We start from the raw sequence: 22,373 nt of genomic DNA, 5'->3' as shown, positions 1-22,373 counted from the left end.
ACCATCCTCTGCTTCGCCAGATGAGCAACAACACAACATAGGAGAAGCATCATGATCAGGCACGACACCTTGAACGAACCCGTCATCACGTCCTACGCCAAAGCGCCGTCCCGCATCATCAGAGCCGGCGGCGTCAATTACGCCTACCGGGAGCTTGGGCCCAAGGGCGGCATCCCCGTCGTCTTCTTCGTCCACCTCGCGGCAACCCTGGATAACTGGGATCCACGCATCGTGGACGCCATTGCGAAGAACCACCATGTGGTCACCTTCGATAACCAGGGTGTGGGCGCCTCCTCGGGCCAGGTGCCCGACAGTATCGAGGCGATGGCGGATGATGCCTACAACTTCATCGAGGCGCTCGGATTTGGGAAAATAGACATCTTCTCCTTCTCACTCGGCGGCATGATTGCCCAGGCCCTGGTGCTCAAGCACCCAGACCTCGCGCGCAAGCTTGTCCTCACCGGCACCGGTCCTAAGGGCGGCAAGGACATGGACAAAGTAGTCGGGACCACCTACTACGACATCATCCGCGCCGCCCTTACCCGGTCCGACCCCAAGGAGTTCCTGTTCTTCAACCGCGACGCAGCGGGCAAGCGGGCCGCGAAGGAATTCCTGGCGCGACTGGAGGAGCGCACCGCCGACCGCGATCTCCCGATCAAAGTCAGGGCATTCCAGACTCAGCTGGAGGCCATCAAGAAGTGGGGGCGGGGGGCGCCGGCAGACCTTTCGAAGATCACCCATCTCACCCTGATCGCCAACGGGGACAATGACCGGATGGTGCCATCGGTCCTCTCCGAGGACCTGCACCGACGCATCAACGGCTCCGAATTGATCATCTACCCCGGTTCAGGCCATGGAGGTATCTTCCAGTTCCACGACAAGTTCGCCCCGGTAGCGGCAGAGTTCCTCGCCCGCTGATCTATCGTTGCGACGGAGCCGTCTTCAGATGCCATGCGAAGATGAGAGCAGTATCTGAGCAGCAGCACTAGTGACGGTGTTCGCAACTGAGTCCAGTCAGATTTGTTCCCGGAAGGTAGCCATGTCGCTCGCATCCAAGTCCGTCGGTCGGCGCGAACGCAATAAGCAGGAGAAGCTTGACCGCATCACCGCTGCCGCCAGCGAACTCTTCTCTGTGCATGGCGTCGACGAGGTCACCACGCAGCAGATCGCAGACAAAGCGGACATCGGCACCGGCACGTTGTTCCTTTACGCCAAGACCAAGGGCGAGCTGCTCCTTCTTGTGCAGAACTCCAGTTATCGCGACGCACTCCAGCGCGGCCGGGCGGCGGCGGAGAAGACCCCAGACGTGCTTGATGCCGTTATGGCCATTGTGCGGCCCGTCGTGGAATGCAACCGCACCCAGATCGATAACGGACGGACCTACCTGCGGGAGATGATTTTCGGCGACCCCGAGGAACCCCACCACCGGCAAGCTCTGGCCCTGTCGGCGGAAACTGAGGAAGCTATCGTCGCGATCCTGCTGCGCGATGAGAGCGTCACCGAAACCCAGGCGACGGCGCGGGCGCACATCGTCTCCGCCATTATGTTTGTCAGCATGGCAGTCGCCGCCAACATCGACCGCACCGTCGATGACCTTCTGCAGGACATCAGGACACAGACCGAGGTCCTCCTGAGTCCAGAAGGGGCCTAAACAGCTACGCTGGCGGACAAAACGCAGCCTCGTTAGTAGACCGAGCCCTCGAGCAGCTCGGAGAGCCTGCCCGCCGCGCGCCGGAGTTCCGGCACGCCCGCTTTCAGGGTCGCTTCGCTGGCGGCCTCCACAGGACTCGTCAGCGAAATGGATTCAGTGGGGCGGCCCACCCTGTTCGGGATAGCCACGGCCACCGACAGGACCCCCGTGGCCCGCTCATCGGCCGAGTACGCGTATTCCGCGGTGGGGCTGGGCAGCCGGGACCTTAGCGCCTCGACTGTTAAGGCCGCATCCTCATGACCGGACGCGATTGCCGCGGCCACTACCTGCTGAAGTTCCTCTTCGGTTGCTGAGGCGAGCAGGATCTTGCCTGCTGCCCCCAGCGTGAGCGGCAGCCGCTTGCCCAAGGGGAGATCGTAGCGGAGGGGGGCTTCGCCGTCGACCCGTGCAACCAGTATTCGCTCGAACCCCAACCGTGTGTACAGGGATGCTGTCAGCCCTGTTTGTGAGGCCACCTGCTGTAGGACGGGGCGGGCCGAGACGACGAGGGGGTCGTTTTCCAGGAAGCTCCGGGCTGCAGGCAGAACGGCGGGCCCAATCCGGTAGGACTTGTCCGTCTGGCTGACCATGCCGAAGTCCTGAAGCACCCGCAGGATCCGCAAGGTGGTGGGCAGGCTCATGCCACACGTCCTGGCCAGGTCACTGAGCCGCTGCGGGCGCTCCGCCCGCTGAAGTTCAGCGAAGACTTCCAGGGCCCGGGAGAGGGACCGCATGTTCGATGCCTTCGGGCCGTCCTCAGCGGAGTTGCCCGAATGCGTGGAAGTCACCGTCGTCATCCTTTCATTGTATGTAACTCCCTTGCGCTTGACAGCATCTGTGTCTCCTGTCACTATTTCTCTGTACGCAATATAGTTTCATTCTATGAAATGAACGACGGACAGTTAGAAGGAACCGATGACAACGGAGTCACTCATGACGAAACCCAAGAGCGCCGCCCGGGTGGCTCCCTCGGTGCTGGTGGGTATCGCCGCTTTTGCCGCCGTCGGCGTCTACGTGCTGGTCAGTTCCATCGATCTCGGCCTCTGGACCTCCCTTGGGCCAGGACCTGGCCTTTTCCCCTTCGCAATGGGGGCGGTCCTCGCGGCGATGGCGGTGGTCTGGCTCGTTCAGGAGCTGCGGCACCCCAGCGACGCTGTGGAAGGCGTTGACCGTGGACTCGTGATCGCAGTCGTCCTAAGCCTCACCGTCCTCGCGGCCGTGATGGACCTGATCGGCTTCCAGCTGAGCATGTTCCTGTTCCTCATGTACCACCTGAAGCTGCGCGGCCGCCGGACCTGGATCTCATCACTGATCACGGCACTCGCCGGAAGCGCCGGTGCTTACTACGCCTTCAACTACGGCCTGAACGTGGCACTGCCGGTGTCGGCCTTTCCCCTGCTGAACACGATCGGACTCTAGACGTGGATACACTCAACGAACTTATGGGCGGCTTTGCCGCCGCCATGACCTGGCAGAACCTGCTCTTCGCCTTCCTGGGCTGCCTCCTAGGCACCATCATCGGCGTCCTGCCCGGCATCGGCCCCGTCGCCGGCGTCGCCCTGCTGATCCCCCTGACCCTGAACCTGGACGCGACCGGCGCGATCATCATGCTGTGTGCCATTTTCTACGGCACCGCTTACGGGGGAACCATCACCAGCGTCCTGCTGAACACTCCCGGGGAAGCCGCGTCAGCCATCACCACGATCGACGGCTACGCCATGACGAAAATCGGCAAGGCCGGGGCGGCCCTGACCATTGCCGCCGTCGGATCCTTTGTCGGAGGGACGATAGCGACCATCGGCCTGGTTGCAGCCGCCAAACCCCTCGGGGAACTGGGCCTGCTCGTCGGACCGCCGGAATTGTTCGCCCTGATGGTCGTTGGCATATCCCTGCTCGTCGCCCTCGCCGGCAAGTCCATGGTCAAGGCAGTCATCTCCGGCGCGCTGGGCCTGCTGATCGCCATGGTCGGCATCGACCCGGTGGCCGGCGCCCCGCGGTTCACGTTCGGCATGGACCGGCTCCTGGACGGCGTCAGCTTCGTCGCCGTGATCGTCGGCGTCTTCGGACTCTCGGAACTTCTTTCCCACCGCAAGGACACGGCGGCTGCCAGGGTGCACGCCCCGAACCTTCGCTCACTGCTCCCCACCGGCAAGGAATGGCGCCGGAGCGCACCGGCCATGGCCCGTGGCACCGGCATCGGTTTCGGCCTTGGACTCATCCCCGGCATGACCGGCTCCGTGTCCTCCCTGCTGGCCTACGGTGCGGAAAAGAAGTTCTCCCGCCACCGCAACGAGCTGGGCAAGGGCGCCATCGAAGGCGTCGCCGGCCCCGAAACAGCCAACAACTCCCACGCCAACGCCGCACTGATCCCGCTGTTTACGCTCGGCATCCCGGCGTCCCCCACCATCGCCGTCCTGATGGGAGCGTTCCTCCAGCAGGGACTTACCCCCGGCCCGACCCTGTTCACTGAGAACTCCGAAATCGCCTGGGCAATCATCGCCAGCCTGTTCATCGGAAACCTGATCCTGTTGCTGCTGAACGTCCCGCTGGTGGGACTGTGGGTCTCCATCCTCCGCGTACCGTCGACGATCCTGACCGCCCTCATTCTGCTGTTCATGGTCATTGGCGCCTACACCATCAACTTCAGCGTTTTCGACGTCTTCGTGATGATCGGCTTCGGTCTCCTCGGCCTGGCCCTCCGCCACCTGGAAATCCCGCTGGCACCGATGGTGCTGACCTTGGTCCTGGGCCCGCTCATGGAGCGCTCACTGCGGGAATCCCTCGAAATCTCCCAAGGCGACTTCGGCATCTTCACCAGCCGCCCCATCTCCGCGGTCCTGATCGGCCTCGGCATCCTGATCGTCTTCAGCCCACTGCTCAAGCTCCGCAAGCCAAAGGCACTGAACGAAGACCCCGAAACCTAAACCCCACCCAGCTACACACACTGCCTCAAGCACCCCTTCAAAGGAGAAGAACCATGAATAACCGTTCACGTATCGCCGCTGCGCTCGCAGCAGCAACCCTCATCGCCCTTACCGGCTGCGGCGCCAACGCCGGGGCCACCAACGCCGCAGGCAACGACTTCCCGAAGAAGGGCAAGTCAATCGATCTCGTCGTCGCTTTTTCCTCCGGCGGGGCGGTGGACACCGCTGCACGGCTCATCCAGCCCATCCTGGAAAAGGAGCTCGGCACCAACGTCGAGGTCATCAACAAGCCAGGTGCCGGCGGACAGATCGGCTACACGCAGCTGACCAGCGCCAAGCCTGACGGATACACCATCGGCGCCACCGGTTCCCCGTCTGTCGTGGTCTCGCCGCTGGATCCCGCCCGGGGTGCCAAGTACACCCGCGACAGTTTCCAGCCGCTCGGCCGGCAGGTCATCGACCCCGCCGTCATCGCCGTTCAGCCTGACAGCCCCTACAAGACGCTGAAGGACCTCCTCGACGCCGCCAAGGCGGACCCGAAGTCCATGACCGCCAGCACCACAGGGTTGCAGACCGGCGAACACTTCGCCCTGGCGCAGATCCAGGAAACCACCGGCGCCGAGTTCGCGCCGGTCCACTTCTCCGAAGGCGCATCGCAGGCCACCACCGCGTTCCTCGGCAAGCACGTGGACATCCTTGTGGCCAACGTCAGCGACGTCACCGACCTGACCAAACAGGGCAAAGCACGCGTCCTCGGTGTTATGACCTCGGAGCGCTCCCCGTCGCTGCCCGACGTTCCGACCTTCAAGGAATCAGGCTACGAAGTCGAGGCCGGAACTGCCCGCGGCTACTCCGCCCCGGCCGGCCTTCCCGAAGACGTGGCCAAGAAGCTGGAAGCCGCCATCCAGAAGGCCATTGAAGACCCGTCCGTGGTGCAGAAGATGAACGACCTCGGCCTGCAGACCAGCTACCTTTCCGGCGCTGACTACAAGCAGTTCTGGGCCGGGCAGGAGGACGACTTCAAGAAGGTTCTCCCGCTGGTCCAGAAAACCGACTAACTCCAACACACAGACGCAAAGGCCCATCATGACAACCCCAGCAATTGACGCCATCGCCGCTGACTTTCCCCGCCCCGACAGGGATGTCGTGGAACGCCTCGCCAAGCTCCCGGCAGCCAACATCGGCGATGCGGTAGACCGCCTCGGCGTGGCACACTCAGCGATCCAGGCCATCTGGCCAGGTGCCCAGCTTGCCGGACCAGCGTTCACGGTCTGGACACGTCCCGGCGACAACCAGGGCATCCACCAGGCGCTGGAGCACGCCCGCCCCGGAGACGTGATTGTGGTTGCGGGTGGCGGTGACGAGTCCCGTGCCCTCCTCGGGGAACTCATCGGTGAGCGGGCGATCAACCTCGGCATCGCCGGCTTCGCGCTCGATGGGGCAGCCCGCGACGCCGAAGCGCTTGGCGAAATCGGGATGCCGGTCTTTGCCCGGGCCACAACCCCTGCCGGCCCCTACAAGAACGGGCCCTTCCGGCTTGGCTCGCCCATCTCCTTCGGCGGTGTGCCCGTCCTGCCAGGCGACGTCATTATCGGCGACTCCGACGGCGTCGTCGTCATTCCCCGCGAACAGGCAGCAGCGGTGGCCGACGCCGGGGAAGCAGTCTTCGCCGACGAAACCAACCGGCGGGCCGCCATCGTCGCGGCCCGCAAATAACTACAGAAAGACTGAGAAGCTCATGACAGCGTGCACCGTCATCGGCCTCGGCGAAGCCGGAGCCACCTACGCGGCGGCCCTCACCGCCGCGGGCCATCAGGTCACCGGGTTTGATCCGGTGGCCCCGTCCACACCAGCCGGCGTCACCCGGGCAGCCACCGCCGCCGAAGCCTGCGCCGGAGCGGACATCGTAATCGTCATGACGGGAGCTGCCGCGGCGCGGAGCGTAGCCCAGGAGTGCCTGCCGGTCCTGGGAGCGGGAAGCTGCTACGCGGACTTCACCTCGTCGTCCCCGAGCGTCATGCGCGAACTCGGGCAGCTTCCCAGCAAAGCCGACTTCGCCGACGTCGCCATCCTCGGACCGGTGTCTGCGCTGGGAGAAAAGACACCCCTGATGGTCAGCGGACCCGGCTCCCGTGCCGTCGCCGAACTTCTCACCCCGCTCGGCGTGGAAATTGAAGTTGCCGAAGGGGAGCCTGGTGCAGCCATGGCCCACAAGCTCCTTCGCAGCGTCCTCATGAAAGGCATGATCTCCGTGGTCGTCGAAGCCGTCACCGCGGGCCGGGCGGCAGGCCTCGAAGACTGGATCCGCGCCCAGATTGCGGGCCAGCTGGCCGGCGACGGCCAGGCGATCATCGACAGGTTCCTCACCGGCACGGCAAAGCATGCCCTGCGTCGCTCCAAGGAAATGCAGGACACCGCCACCTACCTTACGGACCTCGGCGTGCCTGCAGAGATGACCACTGCTTCTGCCGCCGCCCTCAGCCGCATGGCTCAGGAGACGGCACCGGCCTTGCGCTGACCCGCTCGTGAGGCAGAATCATGAACGGGATCAGTTAACCAACTCACTATCCACCGGCAACCCGCCGTCAGGAGCAGCAGCATGATCGGCATCTGGGCACTAGGGGCCTACCTGGCCGTCATCCTGCTCTGGACCACCGTGATCAAGCGCAGCGTCGGGGAGGCCATGATCCTCGGATTCCTGGTGGTGCTTCCGTTCACCGGTGCTGCAGCGGCCCAGATCGGTTGGACCGCACTCTACGCGGCCATAACGGACGAGATTGTCTATGCAACCATGGCGTTCGTCTTCATGGGGTACTTGCTGGACAAAACCGGTGTGCTCGACAGGCTCATTGACCTGCTGAACTCCCTGATCGGCGGCGTCAAAGGCGGGCCGGCCTGGGTCTCCACCGTGGCATCGGCGGGCCTGGGCGGGGTGGTCCACAACCAGGCTGCCATTGCCGCGACAGTCGGGTCCGTCACCATCCCCTGGATGGAAAAGTCGCGGCTGGACAAGCCCTCGGCCGCCACTCTGGTCGCCGGCAACGCGGGAATGGGCATCACCTTCCCGTTCAGCGCATCGATGTTCGTACTGGTGGGGTCCGCCACCGTCGGGCCCCTGTTGGACATCAATGCGCTGGTCCTGCCGCTGCTGTTCGGCGGTCTCTGGTGCTTCCTGCACCGGCTGGTCATCACTTGGCTGCTGGTGCGCAAAAGCGGCATGACCCCGCTGGATGCTGCGCACCGGCTGCCCGTCCGGGCAGCGTTCGGCCGTGGGTGGACCACTATGATGCTGTTCGTCGTGGTGGCCATCCCGCTGGTCATCACCTCGGGCAGCCTCGCCACAGCCCTGTCGGACTGGACAGGGGAAGACATCACCAAATCCGTCAGCGTCATTGTCTGGATCCCCGTGGTCCTGATCATCACGGGCACGCTCCTGGGAAGGAAGAAGCTACCCACCAGTGGCCGGGCTTGGTGGGCGCTGCTGCAGTATTCAGCGCCGCGCTTCGGCATTGTGGGCGTCACCGTCGTCTTCGCCTTCGCCGGAGCCAACGCCCTCGCCGCAACCGGTCTTCCACAACAGATGACCGCACTCTTGAACGGCATGAACCTTCCGCTGTGGCTTCTGGCGATCCTGATTGGCTTGATCATCATCGCCGTCGCTGCACCCCTGTCCGCGACGGCGACCATGGCCGCCGTCGGAACCGTTGGCGTGGCTACCCTCGTCGCCGCCGGTGTGCCGGCTACCACCGCGGCCGTGGCCGTCCTGGTGTTCTCCTCGTGCGAAGCCGCCGTCCCGCCGGGAGGTGCGCCACTGTATGTCGCCTGCGGCATCGCCGATGTCGACCCCATCAAGACCTTCGCCCGCCTGCTTACCCACTACGCCCTCCCGCTGCTCGGCATCGGCGTCCTGATCATCCTCGGCGTCCTGCCGATCTAAGGAACCCAAAACATGCACAAAATCCGAAGAGCCATCGAAGTCCTCTTCGTCCTGACTCTGGCAGCCCTGCTCGTAGGCGGCATCGTCTTCGTGGTGGGGCAGGCGGTGGCCCTGATTCTTGGGCAGGGGAGCTGGCTGGCGTTCTTCAATGACACCGTCAAGTTCCCCATGTGCATGGCCGCCTCAGTCTGCGCGATCGCCGGTTTCCTCCTCAGCTACAGGAGCAGCCAAAACCAGGAACAGCCGCAGGAAGCGAAGGCCCAATGACATCCCAGCGGGGGACTGGAACGTACCCGGACTTTGCCGCGCTCCTGGGCAGGGATGGCAAACTCGCGGGCACCTCGTGGGGACTCTTCTCCGAGCCTTGGCGCGGCACGCCGTCGTTCATCACCGCTGGCACTGTCCTGGACGCAAGGAACTGCATCAGAACCGGCGAAGCCTTTGGCCTGGACTACCCGGCCGACGCGTTCGACCCCGGCATGTCGCTCAAACGCAGCGCACCGCGGCACACCATCTACTCCTCGCACCCTGCCCACCGCGATGACTATCTGGACGGTTACTACCTCCAGGGATCCACGCAGATTGACGGGCTGCGGCACCGCCGGGCTGACGACGTCGGCTTCTACAACGGCACTCCCGATGACCGGGTTAGGGAAGGCACGCCGGACCTGGGCATCCAGGAATGGGCAGAGAACCCCATTGCCGGCCGGGGAGTTCTTGTTGACCTCGACGGATACCGTGCCGGCCTGGGCAGCCCGATCGACCACGCAGCAGGAGAACCCCTCGGCCTTGAGCTGATCACGACGGCGATCGAGGCCCAGGCTGTCAGTCTCCGGCAGGGCGACATCCTTATGCTCCACACAGGCTGGTGCGAATGGTTCCTGGCCCTCACCACGGCGAAAAAACGGGAGACCCGCGATAACCGCCGGGCCACAGGCGTTGCCCAGTCGAAGGAGTTCATTGCCTGGGCTTGGGACAACCGCCTCGCCGTCATCGCAGCCGATACTTTCGCCGTCGAATGCCTGCCCGTGGTGCCCGGAAGCCCCTTCGCAGACTCAGCCCCGAATGATCACGGCATGATGCACCAGCAACTGCTGGCCAAACTAGGCATGCCCCTTGGCGAACTATGGCGCCTTGGCCCACTCGCGCGGCACATGAAATCCACCGGCAACTGGAACGCTTTGATCACCATCAAGCCGCTCAACATCTCCGGCGGAACCGGGTCGCCTGCCAACGCCACCGCACTGACCTGATCTCGGGGATTCTCCGGGCTGGAAATTGCCGGCGCCTACTCGGCGAGTGCGGCGATCACCTGGGCGGCAACGGCCTCGCTCGACTGCGGGTTCTGGCCGCTGATGAGGTTGCCGTCGCGGACAACGTAGCTGCTCCAGGCCAGGCCGGACTTTACGATTGCGCCACGCTCGGCGAGCGTCGTAGCAACAAGCCATGGCGTGTACTCACCGGTCCCTCCCGTGAGCTCTTCTTCGTCGGTGAACACCGTCAACTGGCGGCCCGCAAAAGCAAAGCTGCCATCCTTCGAGGTGGCGCTCAGGAGTCCGGCCGGACCATGGCAGAAGGGTGCGATGATCGTGCCGGCGTCGTTCGCCTCGATCAGCAAGGCGCCTAGATCCGGGTCCGTGGCGAGGTCCGCCATGGGGCCGTGGCCACCGGGCAGGACAATCGCGTCGAAGTCGGCAACGCTGACCGAGGTCAAAGCGGCCGGCGTTTCAAGCTCTTCCGCGATGTCCAGGAGGTATCGCTCAAATTCATGAACCTTTCCCTCGTCTCCCACGATCTCCGGGTTCAAAGAACCGGGATCGACGGTGGGCTTCTTTCCGCCCGGGGTGGCAATGGTGATGTCAGCACCGGAGGCCTTGAGGGAACGGTGGGCCACCACCAGCTCCTCGGCCCAGAAGCCGGTGGGGTGCTGAGTGCCATCGGCAAGTTCAAGGGAATCGGCTGCTGAAACGACCATAAGAATGCGGGACATGTGGTTCCTTCGGGAGTGGTTGCTGCGTGCTGTTCGATGATGCCCCTACCCGCCCGCCCGGTGGTATCGAAAAAGTTCTGGCCCCTATTCGAATTCCTTGGACCTGTCCGTGCGACGATTACACCGATGGCCACTCACAACTTGGAGCACCTGCGGACCTTCCTCACCGTCTACCGCGTGGGATCGCTGACCGAGGCGGCCAAGATGCTGGGCATCTCCCAGCCCACCGCTTCAACGCACGTGCATTCCCTCGAACAGAATCTTGGGTTTAGGCTCTTTGAGCGCACCCCTTCCGGCGTGACCCCGACGCCCAAGGCAGAAGGACTGGCGAAGGACGTGGGCCAGCACATCGATGCCTTGGACGACCTCGCGTACATCTCCGCGCTGTCGGGAGCCAACGAGTCCGTCCACTTGGGCGGACCCGCAGAATTCCTGACTGCCATGCTCCTGCCCCACGCCCAAAAACTCACCGAGGCAGTCGGGGCCAGGCTGCGGATCCGCTTTGGGCTGGCTGAGGGCCTGCTCGATGAACTTCGGGCCGGCGACTTGGATATGGTGGTCAGCGCCGTCCAGCCGCGGGTCCAGGGGGTCACCGGAACACCGCTATATGACGAAGAATTCGTCCTGGTCGCAGCACCGTCCTGGCGTTCAAGCCTTTCGGCAGATGCTCCCGACGAGGCCGAATTGGCAGCCATCCCTGTGGTGGCCTATTCCGAGAACTTGCCTATTGTCAGGCGCTACTGGCGCACCGTGTTCGAACGACGTCCTGACAATCTACGGACCAGTTGGATCGTCCCGGATCTTCGTGGCGTGCGTGCCGCCATCCTTGCAGGCGCTGGAATGTCGGTGCTGCCCCGGTACCTGGTCGAGGAGGATTTCGCCTCCGGAACCCTTGTTGCCCTGCACGCCCCTGAGTGGGCTCCGCTGAACACCGTGTACCTGGCTACGCGCACGGGGGACCTCGACCGCAACCACCAGCTGCGTTCCCTCGCGTCCGCCATCCATCGACTGGCCGGCTCCTGATTGTGGCTGCGGATGATGAAAACGGTCGACGGCGGCGCGGACTGAGTACTGTTGGGCGGGCTGACCCGGGCCAGCCGCATCTGCGGCCGGCCCGGATGCCTCCGTTCGTTGAGGGCGGTCAGTTCAGGTCGAACCGGTCCAGCTCCATAACCTTCACCCAGGTGGCCACGAAGTCGTTGACGAACTTCTCCCTGGCGTCGTCGCTCGCGTAGACCTCGGCCAGGGCACGGAGCTGGGAGTTGGAGCCGAAGACCAGGTCCACCGCGGTGGCGGTCCACTTCAGCTCGCCAGTGGCGACGTCAGTGATCTCGTAGACGTTCTCCTCACCCTCAGACGCCTTCCACCGGGTGCCCGGTGAGAGCAGGTTGATGAAGAAATCGTTCGTCAGAACCTGGGGCCTGTCCGTGAGGACGCCGTGGGTTGACCCGCCGACGTTGACGCCGAGTGCCCGCATGCCCCCGACGAGCGCTGTCATCTCCGGCGCGGAGAGGTCCAGCATGTACGCCTTGTCCAGCAGGAGAGTCTCCGGCTGGATCTTTACGCCCGGGCGCACATAGTTGCGGAACCCGTCCGCCCGCGGCTGCAGGTACTGGAAAGACTCGACGTCGGTCTGGTCCTGGGCGGCGTCGGTACGCCCGGGCCGGAACGGCACGGTGACGGCAAACCCGGCGTCCTTCGCGGCCTTCTCCACGGCAGCGCAGCCGCCGAGGACGATCAGGTCCGCGAACGATACCTTCCTGCCCCCGTTCTGGCCGGAGTTGAACTGCTGCTGCACCGCCTCGATGGCCTGCAGCGCCGTCGCCAGTTTCTCGGGCTCATTGGCCTCCCAGCCGCGCTGGGGCTCCAGCCGGATCCGGGCCCCGTTGGCGCCGCCGCGCTTATCCGTCTTGCGGAAGGTTGCGGCAGCGGACCATGCCGTGCCGGCGAGCTGCGAGACAGACAGGCCGGAATCCAGGAGCGCGGCCTTGAGGGACGCGATCTCCTGCTCGCCGATCAGCTCGTGATCGACTGCCGGAAGGGGGTCCTGCCAGAGCTGCGCTTCCGGGACCCACGGCCCAAGCAGGTTGGGGCTGACGGGACCCATGTCGCGGTGCAGCAACTTGTACCAGGCCTTGGCGAACGCGAGTGCGAACTCGTCCGGGTTCTCCAGGAAGCGGCGGGAGATCTTCTCGTAGGTAGGGTCGACGCGCAGCGAGAGGTCGGTGGTGAGCATCGTTGGCCGGTGCTTCTTCTGCGGGTCGTGCGCGTCCGGGATAATCTGCTCGGCATCTTTGGCCACCCACTGGTTCGCACCGGCGGGGCTCTTGGTGAGCTCCCACTCATGCCCGAACAGGATCTCGAAGAAGCGGTTGCTCCACTGGGTGGGCTTGTCCGTCCAGGTGACTTCGAGGCCGGAGGTGATGGTGTCCGGACCCTTGCCGGTCCCGTAGCTGCTGAGCCAGCCCAGGCCCTGGGTCTCGAGGTCGGCGCCTTCAGGTTCGGGGCCAATGTGTGGATCGGCTTTGCCCGCGCCGTGTGTCTTGCCGAAGGTGTGGCCGCCGGCGATCAGCGCCACGGTCTCCTCGTCGTTCATTGCCATCCGCTTGAAGGTCTCGCGGATGAAGGCTGCGGCTGCGGCCGGGTCCGGGTTGCCCTTCGGCCCCTCGGGGTTGACGTAGATCAGGCCCATTTCCGTGGCGCCGACGTCCTCCGCCATATGGCTCTCGTCGACGTAGCGTTCGTCGCCTAGCCAGGCGTCTTCCGGCCCCCAGAAAATCTCCTCGGGCTCCCAGACGTCCTGGCGGCCGAAGGCGAAGCCAAAGGTCTTGAAACCCATTGACTCGAGGGCAACGTTGCCTGCGAGGACCAGCAGGTCGGCCCAGGAGAGCTTTTGGCCGTACTTCTGCTTCACCGGCCAGAGCAGGCGCCGGGCCTTGTCGAGGTTGGCGTTGTCTGGCCAGCTGTTGAGTGGCGCGAACCGCTGGCTGCCGTCCCCTGCCCCGCCCCGGCCGTCGTGGACGCGGTAGGTGCCGGCGGCGTGCCAGCTCATGCGAATCATCAGGCCGCCGTAGTGGCCGAAGTCTGCCGGCCACCAGTCCTGGGAGGTGGTCAGGACCTGGATGATGTCCTGCTTGAGGGCGTCGACGTCGAGCTTTTGGAATTCTTCCCGGTAGCTGAATGTGGGGCCGAGGGGGTTGCCGGCGGGGTGGTGGGTGTGGAGTACAGAAAGGTCCAACTGGTTTGGCCACCAGTCCGCGATGGTCCGCGGCCGGTGCGCCTTGGGCTGCGGCGAATCGATCGCCGGGTTCTCACTCTCGCTGCCGTGCGAGGTGGCGCTGTCGGGGGCAACCGGGAGCCCGCCGTCGGTCTTGGAGTCCAGGCCTGGGGCGCTTTCCGGGGTGGGGACCGGGGGCTGGTCCTGGTGATCCGTCATGTGCTTCCTTCCATATGGCCGAGGCCGAGGTCGGACTCGGGCAGCCGGTCTAACCCTCCCATTTGAACATAGACGGGTGGGCCGGGGGAGGGGGCAATCTTATGGCCGCCAAGGCAAAAGGCAGGACGGCGGGCTGGTGTGCACCAGCGGGCCGTCCTGCCCCTATCTTTCGTTGTCAGGACACCGGGAAGTTACCTCGGCGCGCCTGCCCTTTCGCTTTCGCGGGCAGACCCTGGCTCGTGGGCCTCCTGGCTGGCCAGTGACTCCGGTTCCGCCCGATGGGCTTCGAGGTCCTCGAGTGACTTGCCCCTGGTGTCGGGGGACAGGAGGGTAGCGAGGGCTGCGACGACGCAGATGCCGAACGTGGTCAGCCCGATGACGAGGGGAACGTTCGCCGTCCCGGGTGGAGCCACTGCCGTGAAGATGCTCGGGAAGAACGAGGCGATCATGAGGCCGAGGTTCTGCGACACCGCAAACCCGGTCACCCGAATCCGCATGGGGAACTGCTCCTGGAAGAACGTGGCGAAGGTTGCGTTCCACATCTGGAAGAAGATGCCCTGCACAACCACGATGCACACGAAGACCAGCGCGAGGCTCTTTTGCTCGATTGCCCACAGGTATCCGCCCGCCAGGAGACCGCCGCCGATGCCGCCCGCCACCATCAGCATGCGCCGGCCGATCTTGTCGGACAGGCCGCCGAACAGCGGGATCGTCGCAACAGCCGCAATGTTGGCTACGAGGGTCACCCATAGGAATTCGCTGCTGGAGAAGCCAATGCCGTAGCCCTTCTGGGTCGCATAGGACACACCAAAGATGAGCGTCGCCATGCCGATCACGTTGGTGAAGGTCATCAGGACACAGCGGACCAGGACCCACGGGTAGGAGCGCAGGAGGTCAACGAGCGGGAACCGGGGCTTGGCCTTGCCCTGCTCGGAGTGGGCAAGATAAGCAGGCGGCTCTTGCACACGACGGCGAATAACGTAGCCGGCCAGGATCACGAAGGCGCTGAGCAGGAACGGGACCCGCCAGCCCCAGGCCTGGAACTGGTCGGCCGGGAGAAGGGCGGAGAGCGGAAGAAGGATGGCGGTGGCAAGGATCGATCCGACCTGCGTGCCCTGGAGGCTGAAGCTCGCGAAGAAGCCGCGCCTGGCATCGGGGGAGTGTTCGACGATCATCGCGCTGGCTCCGCCGAGCTCGCCTGCCACCGCGAACCCCTGGATCAGCCGGAGGATCACGAGCAGGGCCGGCGCCAGGATGCCCACCTGGCCGTACGTGGGCAGGAGTCCCACCGCGAAGGTGGCGAAGCCCATCAACAGCATCGCAAAAACAAGCACCTGTTTGCGGCCGTGGCGGTCCCCGTACGCGCCCAGGACAACAGCGCCCACCGGACGGGAGACATACCCCACCGCATAGGTCGCGAGCGAGGCGATGATCGCCACTGTCGGGTTCTCTGTCGGGAAGAAGATGGCAGGGAAGACGAGCGTTGCGGCCAGTGAGTACAGCGCGAAATCGTAGTACTCAAGCGCGCTTCCGATCCAGCCGCTCATTGCGGCCTTCTTCGGATCCCGGCGTCCCCCGTCGGCTTCGAGGATGGGGCGGGTCTTCCCGCTGGTGGTGCTCATTTCGATGTATTCCTTCGTCGTCATCGGCAAGGAACCGGAGCTGCTCAGTTCCGGATGGTCAGCGTGACCGTGACTGGTTCGCGGGCTAGGAAAGGCCTTTCCCTTGAATCGTTTCATAAATGATATGGCGTGACGCCCGTTACGTCAACGCGACCGACAAACTGGACCACAGCAGCACGGCGGCCTTCGACCCTAGTGGACGGCGCCAAGCTCGATGAGCAGCACGCCGCCGATGATGAGGCCGAGCCCCAGCATCATGACGGGGGTGATCCTCTCCTTGAAGAAGACGCGGCTTCCCAGCGCGGTCAGTGCGACGCCGGCAGCTGCCCAGATGCCGTAGGCAACGCCGAGGCTCATTCCCTGGTCCAGGGTCAACGTGAGCAGGGTGAACGCCAGGAAATACCCGACGCCGACAGGTATGTACCAGCGTCGCTTACCGGTGGATGCGACACGCAGGAACAGGGTGGCGGTCACCTCAGTGAGGATTGCCCCTGCCAGCAGCAGCCACATCATGAGCTAACCATTTCCTTATCCGGTTCTTTCGCCGGCTCTTTGTGTGACCCCAGTTCAACGCAAAGGACTCCGCCGATAACCATGGCTACGCCGATCATCATCATCGGGGTCAGCGCTTCGCCGAAGATGAGGGCCGCCAGTAGCACCGTGAGGGTTACGCCCAGCGCGGCCCAGATGCCGTAGGCGACACCGAGGCCCAGGCCTTTACGGAGGACTGCAGCGAGGAAGCCGAAGGATGCGGTGTAGCCGACGACAACCACCACAAAGAAGGCAGGATTTTCCAGGGCCGCTTTCAGGGAAAGGGATGCCGTCACCTCACTCAAAATCGCGCCGGCAAGAAGAATCCACTTCATTCAATAAGTCCTTGAGAATCATCGGGGCTTGGTCCCCGTGTGTGCAACGGCGTGGACGCTGCTTGTGTTCCCTGGCTTCCGTCCCGGCACAACAGGTGGGAAAACAGGGCGGCTCGTTATGCCTGGGGGACCAGTTCGGAGCCGGCCACCGCGGAGCTGCCGAGGTCACTCCTTGTCAGAGGCTTCCGGTTGTCCAGTGCCCCGGTCCAGGCAGCAGTATCCGCCGCCGCGGCCCAGTTCGAGTAGCGTAAGGAGTGTCGTGTGGACCGTCTTTGCGTCAGCCCTCCGGCTCAACTGCCGCCGCCGAATAGCTGTGTAATTGTAGGATTCTTGAAATAGGTGGACGAAACAAGACAGAGGACGTCCCATCTCCTGTATCATTAGTCTAGATGACTGGCCGCCGCCCGAGTGCGGCCGAAGGAGATGACGTGACAGTAGCACCCGCCTCGGTATCGCCGGCAAGGTTCAGCGCGCAAATCCGCTCGCAGGCCCTTCAGGCACGGATTATGGAGCTCATCCTGGAGCGGGGACTGGATGTTGGTGATGCCCTTCCCACTGAGAGTGAGCTGTCCGCGGAGCTTGGCATGGGGCGGAACACTGTCCGGGAATCCTTGAAGGTCCTGCAGGCCCTTGGGGTCATTGAGATCCGGCACGGGTTCGGCATGTTTGTCGCTCCCAATAATTTCAGCGCACTCGTCTCCGGATTGACCTTTCGGGGCAGGCTCTCGCTCCGCCACAAAGGCGAGGAAGCGATGGAGCTTATCGATGTGCGGCAGGCCCTTGAATCCGGCCTTATCGGGTCGGCCATTGACCTTTTGACCGACGAGCATCTGGCTGATCTCCGGGCCACCATGGAGGCTATGCAGGAGGCAGCCGGCAAGGGCGAACTCCTTGTTCAGCACGATGCGGAGTTCCACCGCCGTCTCTACGCGCCCCTGAATAACGACCTGCTCATCAACCTCATGGACGTCTTTTGGCAGGTCTACCGCCAGATTCATGAGGCGTTGGGCTCGGGACCGGTCAACCTTGAGGAACAGGTCCAGATTCACTGGGACATTTACGACGCGGTCGCCAACAGGGACAAGACCCTGGCTTCCGAACGCCTTCAGCGCCACTTCGACGGCATCCGCCGCAAGTTGAAGGACGTCGCGTCAACCTAACAGAGCGCAGTCGCAGCGCGGGAACGACAACCCTTAGGGCTGTCCGGATCGTCACTTAAAGCTCCCCGTCCCGTTCATCCTGATGGCTTACCGGAGCATGCGGTGAGGCACCCCACTTTACGAAAGAGCTCCCTTTGCCATGGAAATTTTTGTAGTCCCCGATGCAGCGGGCACCGGAGCTGTCGCCGCCGGGATTCTTGCCGCTGTCATCCGGAGCAAGCCGGATGCGGTTCTTGGTGTCGCTACGGGCAGCTCGCCGATCCCGGTTTACGAGGCGCTGGCCGAGCACCGACTGGACTTGTCCCGCGTCCGCGCGTTTGCCCTCGATGAGTACGTGGGCCTTCCGGCCGGGCATCCGCAAAGCTATGCCGAGGTGGTCCGCCGTGAAGTGACAGAACGTCTGGGTCTGGATCCGGCCCTTGTTTCAGTTCCTGCCGGCGGCGCGGACGATCCCCACCGGGCAGCAGACCTTTATGACGCCGCCATCCGCGCCGGGGGAGGCGTGGACGTGCAGATCCTGGGAATCGGCCACAATGGCCATATCGCCTTCAATGAGCCCGGTTCGGAACTTGATTCCCGCACCCGGGTGGAAGTCCTGGCAGAGCGCACCCGCCAGGCCAACGCGCGCTACTTCCGGTCTGTTGGCGACGTACCGACCAAATGCATCACGCAGGGCCTCGGGACCATCCTGGAGGCGCGGCAGCTGCTGATGGTGGTCAACGGGGCCGACAAGGCCGAAGTCCTGGCAGCAGCGCTCAATGGTCCGGTGTCGCCGGGTTGCCCCGGTTCCGTCCTGCAGTTGCACCCGCATGTCACGGTGGTGGCAGATGAAGCTGCCGCGATGCAGCTGGATGGCCGGGAGGGGCAGGTTGCTGTGCGGGTAGCGGCCCCCTGCGCCTGACCTAGGGAACGGTCGCCGCCATGCTTACGGCCGGGCGGCGGAGCATAAGGCCGCGACGGAACACCGTGACGGGCCGGAAGTGACTGTCCACGGCCAGAATGTCGGCCAGAAGCCCGGCGGTAAGGCTGCCAACGTCATCCTGAAGGCCAAGAATCCTGGCGGGAACGGCAGTGGCGGACAGCACGGCGGCCGCCGCGTCCACACCTGATTCAGCTGTCCGGCGCACAACGTCCAGCAGGGTTGCCGTACCGCCCGCGAGTGAACCATTGCTCTTGAGCCGGACCTCGCCGCCGCCGACGCAGACCCGTGCGGGACCAAGGTCGTAGTCGCCGTCGGGCAGTCCGGTGGCAGCCATCGAGTCGGTCACGAGGATAACGTTCTCGCTGCCAGCGAGTGCGTAGACCATCCGGACCGTGTCCGGGTGGAGGTGGACACCGTCGGCAACAAGCTCCACCGCAACGGTGCCCGATGCTGCCAGGAGCAGGCATGCGGCAACCGGCCCGGGCTGCCTGTGGTGCAAAGGGGGCATCCCGTTGAACAGGTGGGTGATCGTGGGCCGCGCATAGGTTCCGCACCGGGACAAGGCCAGCAGTTCCGCTGCCTGGCTGAGGGAGTCCGCCGTCGTGGATGTATCCGCGTCTGTGTGTCCTAGGGATGGGGTGACACCGAGACCAACCAGCTCCTGAACCAGTGCTCCGGCGCCTGGCAGCTCGGGAGCATAGGTCATGGTGCGCAGGTGTCCGCCGGAGCTGTCGGCCAGGTCCCGGAGCAGATGGAGGTCCGGTTCGAGGAGAAACCGCGGATCCTGGGCCCCGCAGCGCGCATGGGAAAGGGACGGGCCCTCGGCGTGGATTCCGGCGATCAGTCCCTCGTCAGCGAGCACACGCAGGGTTTCGGCCCCGCGCAAAAGGTCCTTGCGGGGAGCGGTTACCAGACTCGCCAGGAGTGTGGTGGTACCGCTGCTGTGGAGGAAGTCCAACGCGGAGCGGGCTGCTGGGAGATCGCCCCCGGAGAAGTCACCGCCTGCTGCGCCGTGGCAGTGCAGGTCCACGAGGCCGGGCAGGAGGAGGGTTCCAGGCGGCAGCTCGACTTCCTCCAGTCCGGGAAAAGAGCGTGTATCGAAGCTTGCCCTTGGGCCAGCGTAGGCGATGCGCTCCCCGGAAACGGCGACCACCGAGTCCTCAAGAACAGTTCCGTCGCTGACGATCGTGCCGGACAGCAGGAAGGCCGGCGGCGTCTTGGAGGTCATTTCAGGGCGTCCGTGAACCAGCCGGTGATGGTGGTTGGGTGCGTTATGGCTGTTCCCACCACCACTGCGAAGGCCCCGGCGTCAAGTGCCTGCCTTGCCTGTTGGGGGGTGTGCAGCCGGCCTTCGGCGATGAGCGGCACGCCGAAGGCCCCCGCGGCGATTTGTTCCAACAGTTCAAGGTCCGGGCCCTGTGTTTTGGGCCGTTCGCCGGAATAGCCGGCAAGCGTGGTGCCGACCAGATCTGCGCCGGCGTCAACGGCGGCAGCTGCGTCCTCGAGCGACCCGCAGTCAGCCATGACCAGTGCGTGGGATTCGGCGTGGATGCCTGCCACTGTTTGGGCGAGTGTGAGGAGATCCGGCCGCGCGCGGCGGGTGCCGTCGATGGCCACGACGTGGGCGCCGGCGTTGGCTACCGCGAGGGCGTGCCGGAGGGTGGGGGTGATGAAAACGCCGTCGTGCCCGTCCTTCCAAAGTCCGATGACCGGGACCTCCACCGCCGCGCGCGTGTGCTGGATATCCGCCAGGCCCTGCACCCGGACCGCGGCCGCGCCGCCGATGACTGCGGAAGCGGCGACCTGTGCGGTGGTGCGGGGATCGCGCATCGGCTCGCCCGGGTAGGCCTGGCAGGACACGATGAGCCGGCCCCGCAAGGATTCAAGGCCATCGGGGGAGAGAATCATGGGTCAGGTCCTTTGGAGAGTGAGTGCATCAGTCAGTACTAGCCTTGCGGCACCGATGATGGCGGCTGCGTTGCCACGTGAGGCAGGAAGCAAAGGAAGGCCGGTCAGGGCTGGGAGGAGTTCGGTCCGGACGGCCCGTGCCATGGGCAGCCACCAGGAGTCTCCTGCATCCGTGAGCCCTCCGGAGACCACGACCACTTCAGGGTCCAGGATGTTGGCGAGCCCGCCTACGGCCTGCCCGGCCGCGGCCGCTGCTGTGTTGATGGTCCTGATGGCGACAGCGTCCCCGTTGGCGGCCAGGGCAAAGACACCGCGGGCGTCCGGTGAATGGGCCTCCCCGCCCAGCCGACGGTAAGCTTCCGGGATTGCCGGCCCTGAGGCGACGGCTTCGAGATGGCCTGATCCGCCGCAGACACAGGGCAGTGGCTGGCCGTTGTGGAAGGCGTATGGCGAGGCAAAGTGGCCAACGTGTCCTCCCACATTGCGGTGCCCCAGAACCGGTTTGCCGTCAAGGACGAAGCTGCCGCCGACGCCGGTGCCGAAGGCCACCAGGAGCGAACTGGCGGTCCCGTCGGCGGCACCGGTCCAGGCCTCGCCGAGCGCGTGGGCGTGGACGTCGTTCACTGCCCGAATAGACGCCGGCGGCAGGTTCAGCCGCGCTGCCAGGCCAGCTGTAATGGCTGTTCCAGCCCAGCCGAGGATCGCGTCAGTTGCTGAAACCACTTCGCCATTCCGGGCGTCAATTACACCTGCCGAACCAACGCCGACATGCTCGACGAGGATTCCGGCGGCAGCAGCGCGTCTTGTGAGTCCAGCAATCAGTCTGGCCGTGGCGCCGAGAATTGCGTCGCCGCCATCGCGGTTGAGGGTGGGAATGGTTTCGGAGAACAGCACTTCACCCTTGTCTGAGACGACCCCGGCAGCAGTTTTAGTGCCGCCCAGGTCAACACCAATGGCGTGCATCAGCTTCAGCGCCCGTGCCTAGAGGAGGCCGTTGCGTTCGAGGATGACCTTGATTGCGGTGGTTTCCTCTTCGTTCAGCGCGGGCATGGGGGCACTCATGGCGTTGGACTCGATGACGCCCATGATCTGGAGGGCGGTCTTGAACGCCCCTAGCCCGGCGGCCCCGCCAGAGACGCGGCCGTTGGGGGTGTAGACGATTTCGAACAGGTCCGCGAGCCGGTCCTGTTCGGCGGCGGCCTTGGCCCAGTCGCCGGCCTGCGCGGCTTGGAAGAGGTTGCGGTAGCCGCGCGGGTCAACGTTGCCGAGGCCTGGCACTACGCCCTGTGCACCGCCGAGGAGGGCGCCATCAACAACTACTTCGTGACCTGTGAAGATGTCGAAGTTGTCGATTTCCCGGGCAGCGAGCAGGAGTTGGCGGAAGGAGACATCGTCGCCGGAGGAGTCTTTGACGCCAGCGATGACGCCGTCGCGGCCCAGCCGGACCAGCAGGTCGGTGGGGAGCTTGAAGTGCGTCCGGACGGGAACGTCGTACGCGAAAATCGGCTTGTCGATGGCTGCGTGGATAGTGCGGAAGTGCGTTTCGGTCTCCTCCGCGTTGCCGATGGCGTAGTACATGGAGGTGACGACGATGGCGTCAGCTCCAAGATCCACAACTTTGCGTGCCTCCTCGATCACGCGGTTGGTGGTCTGCTCGTTGGCACCCACTATCAGGGGCACCGCTTTAGCACCAGCAGACGCGTTGGCCTCCGCGATGGTGCTGACCACCAGTTCACGCTCCGTGTTGGTCATGTAGGGGACCTCAGCGGAGGAGCCCAGGACAAAAAGTCCGGACACGCCGCCGTCGAGCAGGTGCCTGGTGAGGTTCTGCAGCGAGGCGGTGTCGATGCTGCCGTCCGCGTGGCGGGGGGTGACGACGGGCGGGATGACGCCCTGGAACTGGGTAGGCACGTGAATT

General features: G+C 64.6%; 23 protein-coding genes. 13 read left to right on the top strand and 10 right to left on the bottom strand.

The window, feature by feature from the left end:
• Positions 1-51: 51 nt before the first annotated feature.
• Positions 52-918, top strand: a complete 867-nt coding sequence (locus ACFC25_RS18445) for an alpha/beta fold hydrolase (protein WP_376047841.1) — start codon at positions 52-54, stop codon at positions 916-918.
• Positions 919-1,039: 121 nt separating this feature from the next.
• Positions 1,040-1,651, top strand: coding sequence for a TetR/AcrR family transcriptional regulator (locus ACFC25_RS18440; protein ID WP_376047839.1), 612 nt, complete (start codon positions 1,040-1,042; stop codon positions 1,649-1,651).
• Positions 1,652-1,683: 32 nt separating this feature from the next.
• Here ACFC25_RS18440 and ACFC25_RS18435 read toward each other — a convergent pair whose 3' ends face one another.
• The gene (locus ACFC25_RS18435) at positions 1,684-2,487 is read right to left on the bottom strand and encodes an IclR family transcriptional regulator (RefSeq protein WP_376047836.1); all 804 of its coding nucleotides are present in this window, start codon (positions 2,485-2,487) and stop codon (positions 1,684-1,686) included.
• A 118-nt stretch (positions 2,488-2,605) separates the two neighbouring features.
• Between ACFC25_RS18435 and ACFC25_RS18430 the strand changes: the two genes are divergently transcribed.
• From ACFC25_RS18430 to ACFC25_RS18395, 8 genes are all read left to right on the top strand, one after another.
• A complete protein-coding gene (locus tag ACFC25_RS18430; RefSeq protein WP_376047833.1) occupies positions 2,606-3,109 on the top strand; it encodes a tripartite tricarboxylate transporter TctB family protein in 504 nt (167 codons plus the stop codon).
• 2 nt (positions 3,110-3,111) lie between these two features.
• Entirely contained in the window at positions 3,112-4,614 is a 1,503-nt protein-coding gene (locus ACFC25_RS18425) for a tripartite tricarboxylate transporter permease (RefSeq protein WP_376047830.1), read from the top strand.
• A 53-nt stretch (positions 4,615-4,667) separates the two neighbouring features.
• Positions 4,668-5,672, top strand: coding sequence for a tripartite tricarboxylate transporter substrate binding protein (locus ACFC25_RS18420; RefSeq protein WP_337348737.1), 1,005 nt, complete (start codon positions 4,668-4,670; stop codon positions 5,670-5,672).
• Between the two features lie 28 nt (positions 5,673-5,700).
• Entirely contained in the window at positions 5,701-6,330 is a 630-nt protein-coding gene (locus tag ACFC25_RS18415) for a methyltransferase (RefSeq protein WP_337348738.1), read from the top strand.
• A 22-nt stretch (positions 6,331-6,352) separates the two neighbouring features.
• Complete coding sequence (locus ACFC25_RS18410; protein WP_376047826.1) at positions 6,353-7,132, top strand: DUF1932 domain-containing protein; 780 nt, start codon at positions 6,353-6,355, stop codon at positions 7,130-7,132.
• Positions 7,133-7,213: 81 nt separating this feature from the next.
• Positions 7,214-8,551: a TRAP transporter large permease subunit gene (locus ACFC25_RS18405; RefSeq protein WP_376047824.1), complete on the top strand. Its 1,338-nt coding sequence runs from the start codon at positions 7,214-7,216 to the stop codon at positions 8,549-8,551.
• Positions 8,552-8,563: 12 nt separating this feature from the next.
• Positions 8,564-8,818, top strand: coding sequence for a hypothetical protein (locus ACFC25_RS18400; RefSeq protein WP_376047821.1), 255 nt, complete (start codon positions 8,564-8,566; stop codon positions 8,816-8,818).
• Positions 8,815-9,804, top strand: coding sequence for a cyclase family protein (locus ACFC25_RS18395; RefSeq protein WP_376047818.1), 990 nt, complete (start codon positions 8,815-8,817; stop codon positions 9,802-9,804). The genes ACFC25_RS18400 and ACFC25_RS18395 overlap by 4 nt, the downstream gene beginning before the upstream one ends.
• A 35-nt stretch (positions 9,805-9,839) precedes the next feature.
• Here ACFC25_RS18395 and ACFC25_RS18390 read toward each other — a convergent pair whose 3' ends face one another.
• Positions 9,840-10,541, bottom strand: a complete 702-nt coding sequence (locus ACFC25_RS18390) for a type 1 glutamine amidotransferase domain-containing protein (protein WP_376047815.1) — start codon at positions 10,539-10,541, stop codon at positions 9,840-9,842.
• Between the two features lie 126 nt (positions 10,542-10,667).
• Between ACFC25_RS18390 and ACFC25_RS18385 the strand changes: the two genes are divergently transcribed.
• On the top strand, positions 10,668-11,564 hold the full coding sequence (locus tag ACFC25_RS18385; protein ID WP_376047813.1) for a LysR family transcriptional regulator: 897 nt from the start codon (positions 10,668-10,670) through the stop codon (positions 11,562-11,564).
• Positions 11,565-11,682: 118 nt separating this feature from the next.
• Here the strand turns inward: ACFC25_RS18385 and katG are convergent, their stop codons facing one another.
• The 4 genes from katG to ACFC25_RS18365 form a co-directional block, all read right to left on the bottom strand.
• Positions 11,683-13,977: a catalase/peroxidase HPI gene (katG, locus tag ACFC25_RS18380; RefSeq protein WP_376047810.1), complete on the bottom strand. Its 2,295-nt coding sequence runs from the start codon at positions 13,975-13,977 to the stop codon at positions 11,683-11,685.
• 191 nt (positions 13,978-14,168) lie between these two features.
• The gene (locus ACFC25_RS18375; RefSeq protein WP_337352419.1) at positions 14,169-15,599 is read right to left on the bottom strand and encodes an MFS transporter; all 1,431 of its coding nucleotides are present in this window, start codon (positions 15,597-15,599) and stop codon (positions 14,169-14,171) included.
• A gap of 192 nt (positions 15,600-15,791) precedes the next feature.
• Complete coding sequence (locus ACFC25_RS18370; RefSeq protein WP_337352420.1) at positions 15,792-16,112, bottom strand: SMR family transporter; 321 nt, start codon at positions 16,110-16,112, stop codon at positions 15,792-15,794.
• Positions 16,109-16,465 carry an SMR family transporter gene (locus tag ACFC25_RS18365; RefSeq protein ID WP_337348753.1) on the bottom strand — a complete coding sequence of 119 codons (357 nt, stop codon included), beginning with the start codon at positions 16,463-16,465 and terminating at the stop codon, positions 16,109-16,111. Before ACFC25_RS18365 ends, ACFC25_RS18370 begins: the two co-directional genes overlap by 4 nt.
• A gap of 428 nt (positions 16,466-16,893) precedes the next feature.
• Between ACFC25_RS18365 and ACFC25_RS18360 the strand changes: the two genes are divergently transcribed.
• Together ACFC25_RS18360 and ACFC25_RS18355 are read left to right on the top strand one after the other, a co-directional pair.
• The gene (locus tag ACFC25_RS18360; RefSeq protein WP_337352421.1) at positions 16,894-17,625 is read left to right on the top strand and encodes a FadR/GntR family transcriptional regulator; all 732 of its coding nucleotides are present in this window, start codon (positions 16,894-16,896) and stop codon (positions 17,623-17,625) included.
• Between the two features lie 139 nt (positions 17,626-17,764).
• Positions 17,765-18,526 carry a glucosamine-6-phosphate deaminase gene (locus ACFC25_RS18355; RefSeq protein WP_376047807.1) on the top strand — a complete coding sequence of 254 codons (762 nt, stop codon included), beginning with the start codon at positions 17,765-17,767 and terminating at the stop codon, positions 18,524-18,526.
• A 1-nt stretch (position 18,527) separates the two neighbouring features.
• Here ACFC25_RS18355 and ACFC25_RS18350 read toward each other — a convergent pair whose 3' ends face one another.
• From ACFC25_RS18350 to ACFC25_RS18335, 4 genes are read right to left on the bottom strand one after another with little or no spacing between them, the layout of a single operon-like run.
• Positions 18,528-19,775 (bottom strand): N-acetylglucosamine-6-phosphate deacetylase, encoded by a 1,248-nt coding sequence (locus tag ACFC25_RS18350; RefSeq protein ID WP_376047804.1) that lies wholly within the window; start codon positions 19,773-19,775, stop codon positions 18,528-18,530.
• Positions 19,772-20,455, bottom strand: coding sequence for an N-acetylmannosamine-6-phosphate 2-epimerase (locus tag ACFC25_RS18345; protein ID WP_376047801.1), 684 nt, complete (start codon positions 20,453-20,455; stop codon positions 19,772-19,774). Before ACFC25_RS18345 ends, ACFC25_RS18350 begins: the two co-directional genes overlap by 4 nt.
• Positions 20,456-20,458: 3 nt before the next feature.
• Complete coding sequence (locus ACFC25_RS18340) at positions 20,459-21,418, bottom strand: ROK family protein (protein WP_376047799.1); 960 nt, start codon at positions 21,416-21,418, stop codon at positions 20,459-20,461.
• 18 nt (positions 21,419-21,436) lie between these two features.
• On the bottom strand, positions 21,437-22,366 hold the full coding sequence (locus ACFC25_RS18335; RefSeq protein ID WP_376047796.1) for a dihydrodipicolinate synthase family protein: 930 nt from the start codon (positions 22,364-22,366) through the stop codon (positions 21,437-21,439).
• Positions 22,367-22,373 lie beyond the last annotated feature (7 nt).

The sequence above is a fragment of the Pseudarthrobacter sp. NPDC055928 genome, from assembly GCF_042270935.1.
GTDB lineage: Bacteria > Actinomycetota > Actinomycetes > Actinomycetales > Micrococcaceae > Arthrobacter.
The sequence above is the reverse complement of the archived record's forward strand: the minus strand, read 5'-3'. Positions and strand labels throughout refer to the sequence as shown.

Coding starts and splice junctions, on each gene's coding strand:
- ACFC25_RS18415 (WP_337348738.1), top strand. CDS start 5,701: ATGACAACCCCAGCAATTGACGCCATCGCCGCTGACTTTCCCCGCCCC.
- ACFC25_RS18350 (WP_376047804.1), bottom strand. CDS start 19,775: ATGACCTCCAAGACGCCGCCGGCCTTCCTGCTGTCCGGCACGATCGTC.
- ACFC25_RS18345 (WP_376047801.1), bottom strand. CDS start 20,455: ATGATTCTCTCCCCCGATGGCCTTGAATCCTTGCGGGGCCGGCTCATC.
- ACFC25_RS18370 (WP_337352420.1), bottom strand. CDS start 16,112: ATGATGTGGCTGCTGCTGGCAGGGGCAATCCTCACTGAGGTGACCGCC.
- ACFC25_RS18445 (WP_376047841.1), top strand. CDS start 52: ATGATCAGGCACGACACCTTGAACGAACCCGTCATCACGTCCTACGCC.
- ACFC25_RS18340 (WP_376047799.1), bottom strand. CDS start 21,418: ATGCACGCCATTGGTGTTGACCTGGGCGGCACTAAAACTGCTGCCGGG.
- ACFC25_RS18400 (WP_376047821.1), top strand. CDS start 8,564: ATGCACAAAATCCGAAGAGCCATCGAAGTCCTCTTCGTCCTGACTCTG.
- ACFC25_RS18405 (WP_376047824.1), top strand. CDS start 7,214: ATGATCGGCATCTGGGCACTAGGGGCCTACCTGGCCGTCATCCTGCTC.
- ACFC25_RS18440 (WP_376047839.1), top strand. CDS start 1,040: ATGTCGCTCGCATCCAAGTCCGTCGGTCGGCGCGAACGCAATAAGCAG.
- katG (WP_376047810.1), bottom strand. CDS start 13,977: ATGACGGATCACCAGGACCAGCCCCCGGTCCCCACCCCGGAAAGCGCC.
- ACFC25_RS18410 (WP_376047826.1), top strand. CDS start 6,353: ATGACAGCGTGCACCGTCATCGGCCTCGGCGAAGCCGGAGCCACCTAC.
- ACFC25_RS18420 (WP_337348737.1), top strand. CDS start 4,668: ATGAATAACCGTTCACGTATCGCCGCTGCGCTCGCAGCAGCAACCCTC.
- ACFC25_RS18355 (WP_376047807.1), top strand. CDS start 17,765: ATGGAAATTTTTGTAGTCCCCGATGCAGCGGGCACCGGAGCTGTCGCC.
- ACFC25_RS18395 (WP_376047818.1), top strand. CDS start 8,815: ATGACATCCCAGCGGGGGACTGGAACGTACCCGGACTTTGCCGCGCTC.
- ACFC25_RS18435 (WP_376047836.1), bottom strand. CDS start 2,487: ATGACGACGGTGACTTCCACGCATTCGGGCAACTCCGCTGAGGACGGC.
- ACFC25_RS18385 (WP_376047813.1), top strand. CDS start 10,668: ATGGCCACTCACAACTTGGAGCACCTGCGGACCTTCCTCACCGTCTAC.
- ACFC25_RS18375 (WP_337352419.1), bottom strand. CDS start 15,599: ATGAGCACCACCAGCGGGAAGACCCGCCCCATCCTCGAAGCCGACGGG.
- ACFC25_RS18365 (WP_337348753.1), bottom strand. CDS start 16,465: ATGAAGTGGATTCTTCTTGCCGGCGCGATTTTGAGTGAGGTGACGGCA.
- ACFC25_RS18390 (WP_376047815.1), bottom strand. CDS start 10,541: ATGTCCCGCATTCTTATGGTCGTTTCAGCAGCCGATTCCCTTGAACTT.
- ACFC25_RS18430 (WP_376047833.1), top strand. CDS start 2,606: ATGACAACGGAGTCACTCATGACGAAACCCAAGAGCGCCGCCCGGGTG.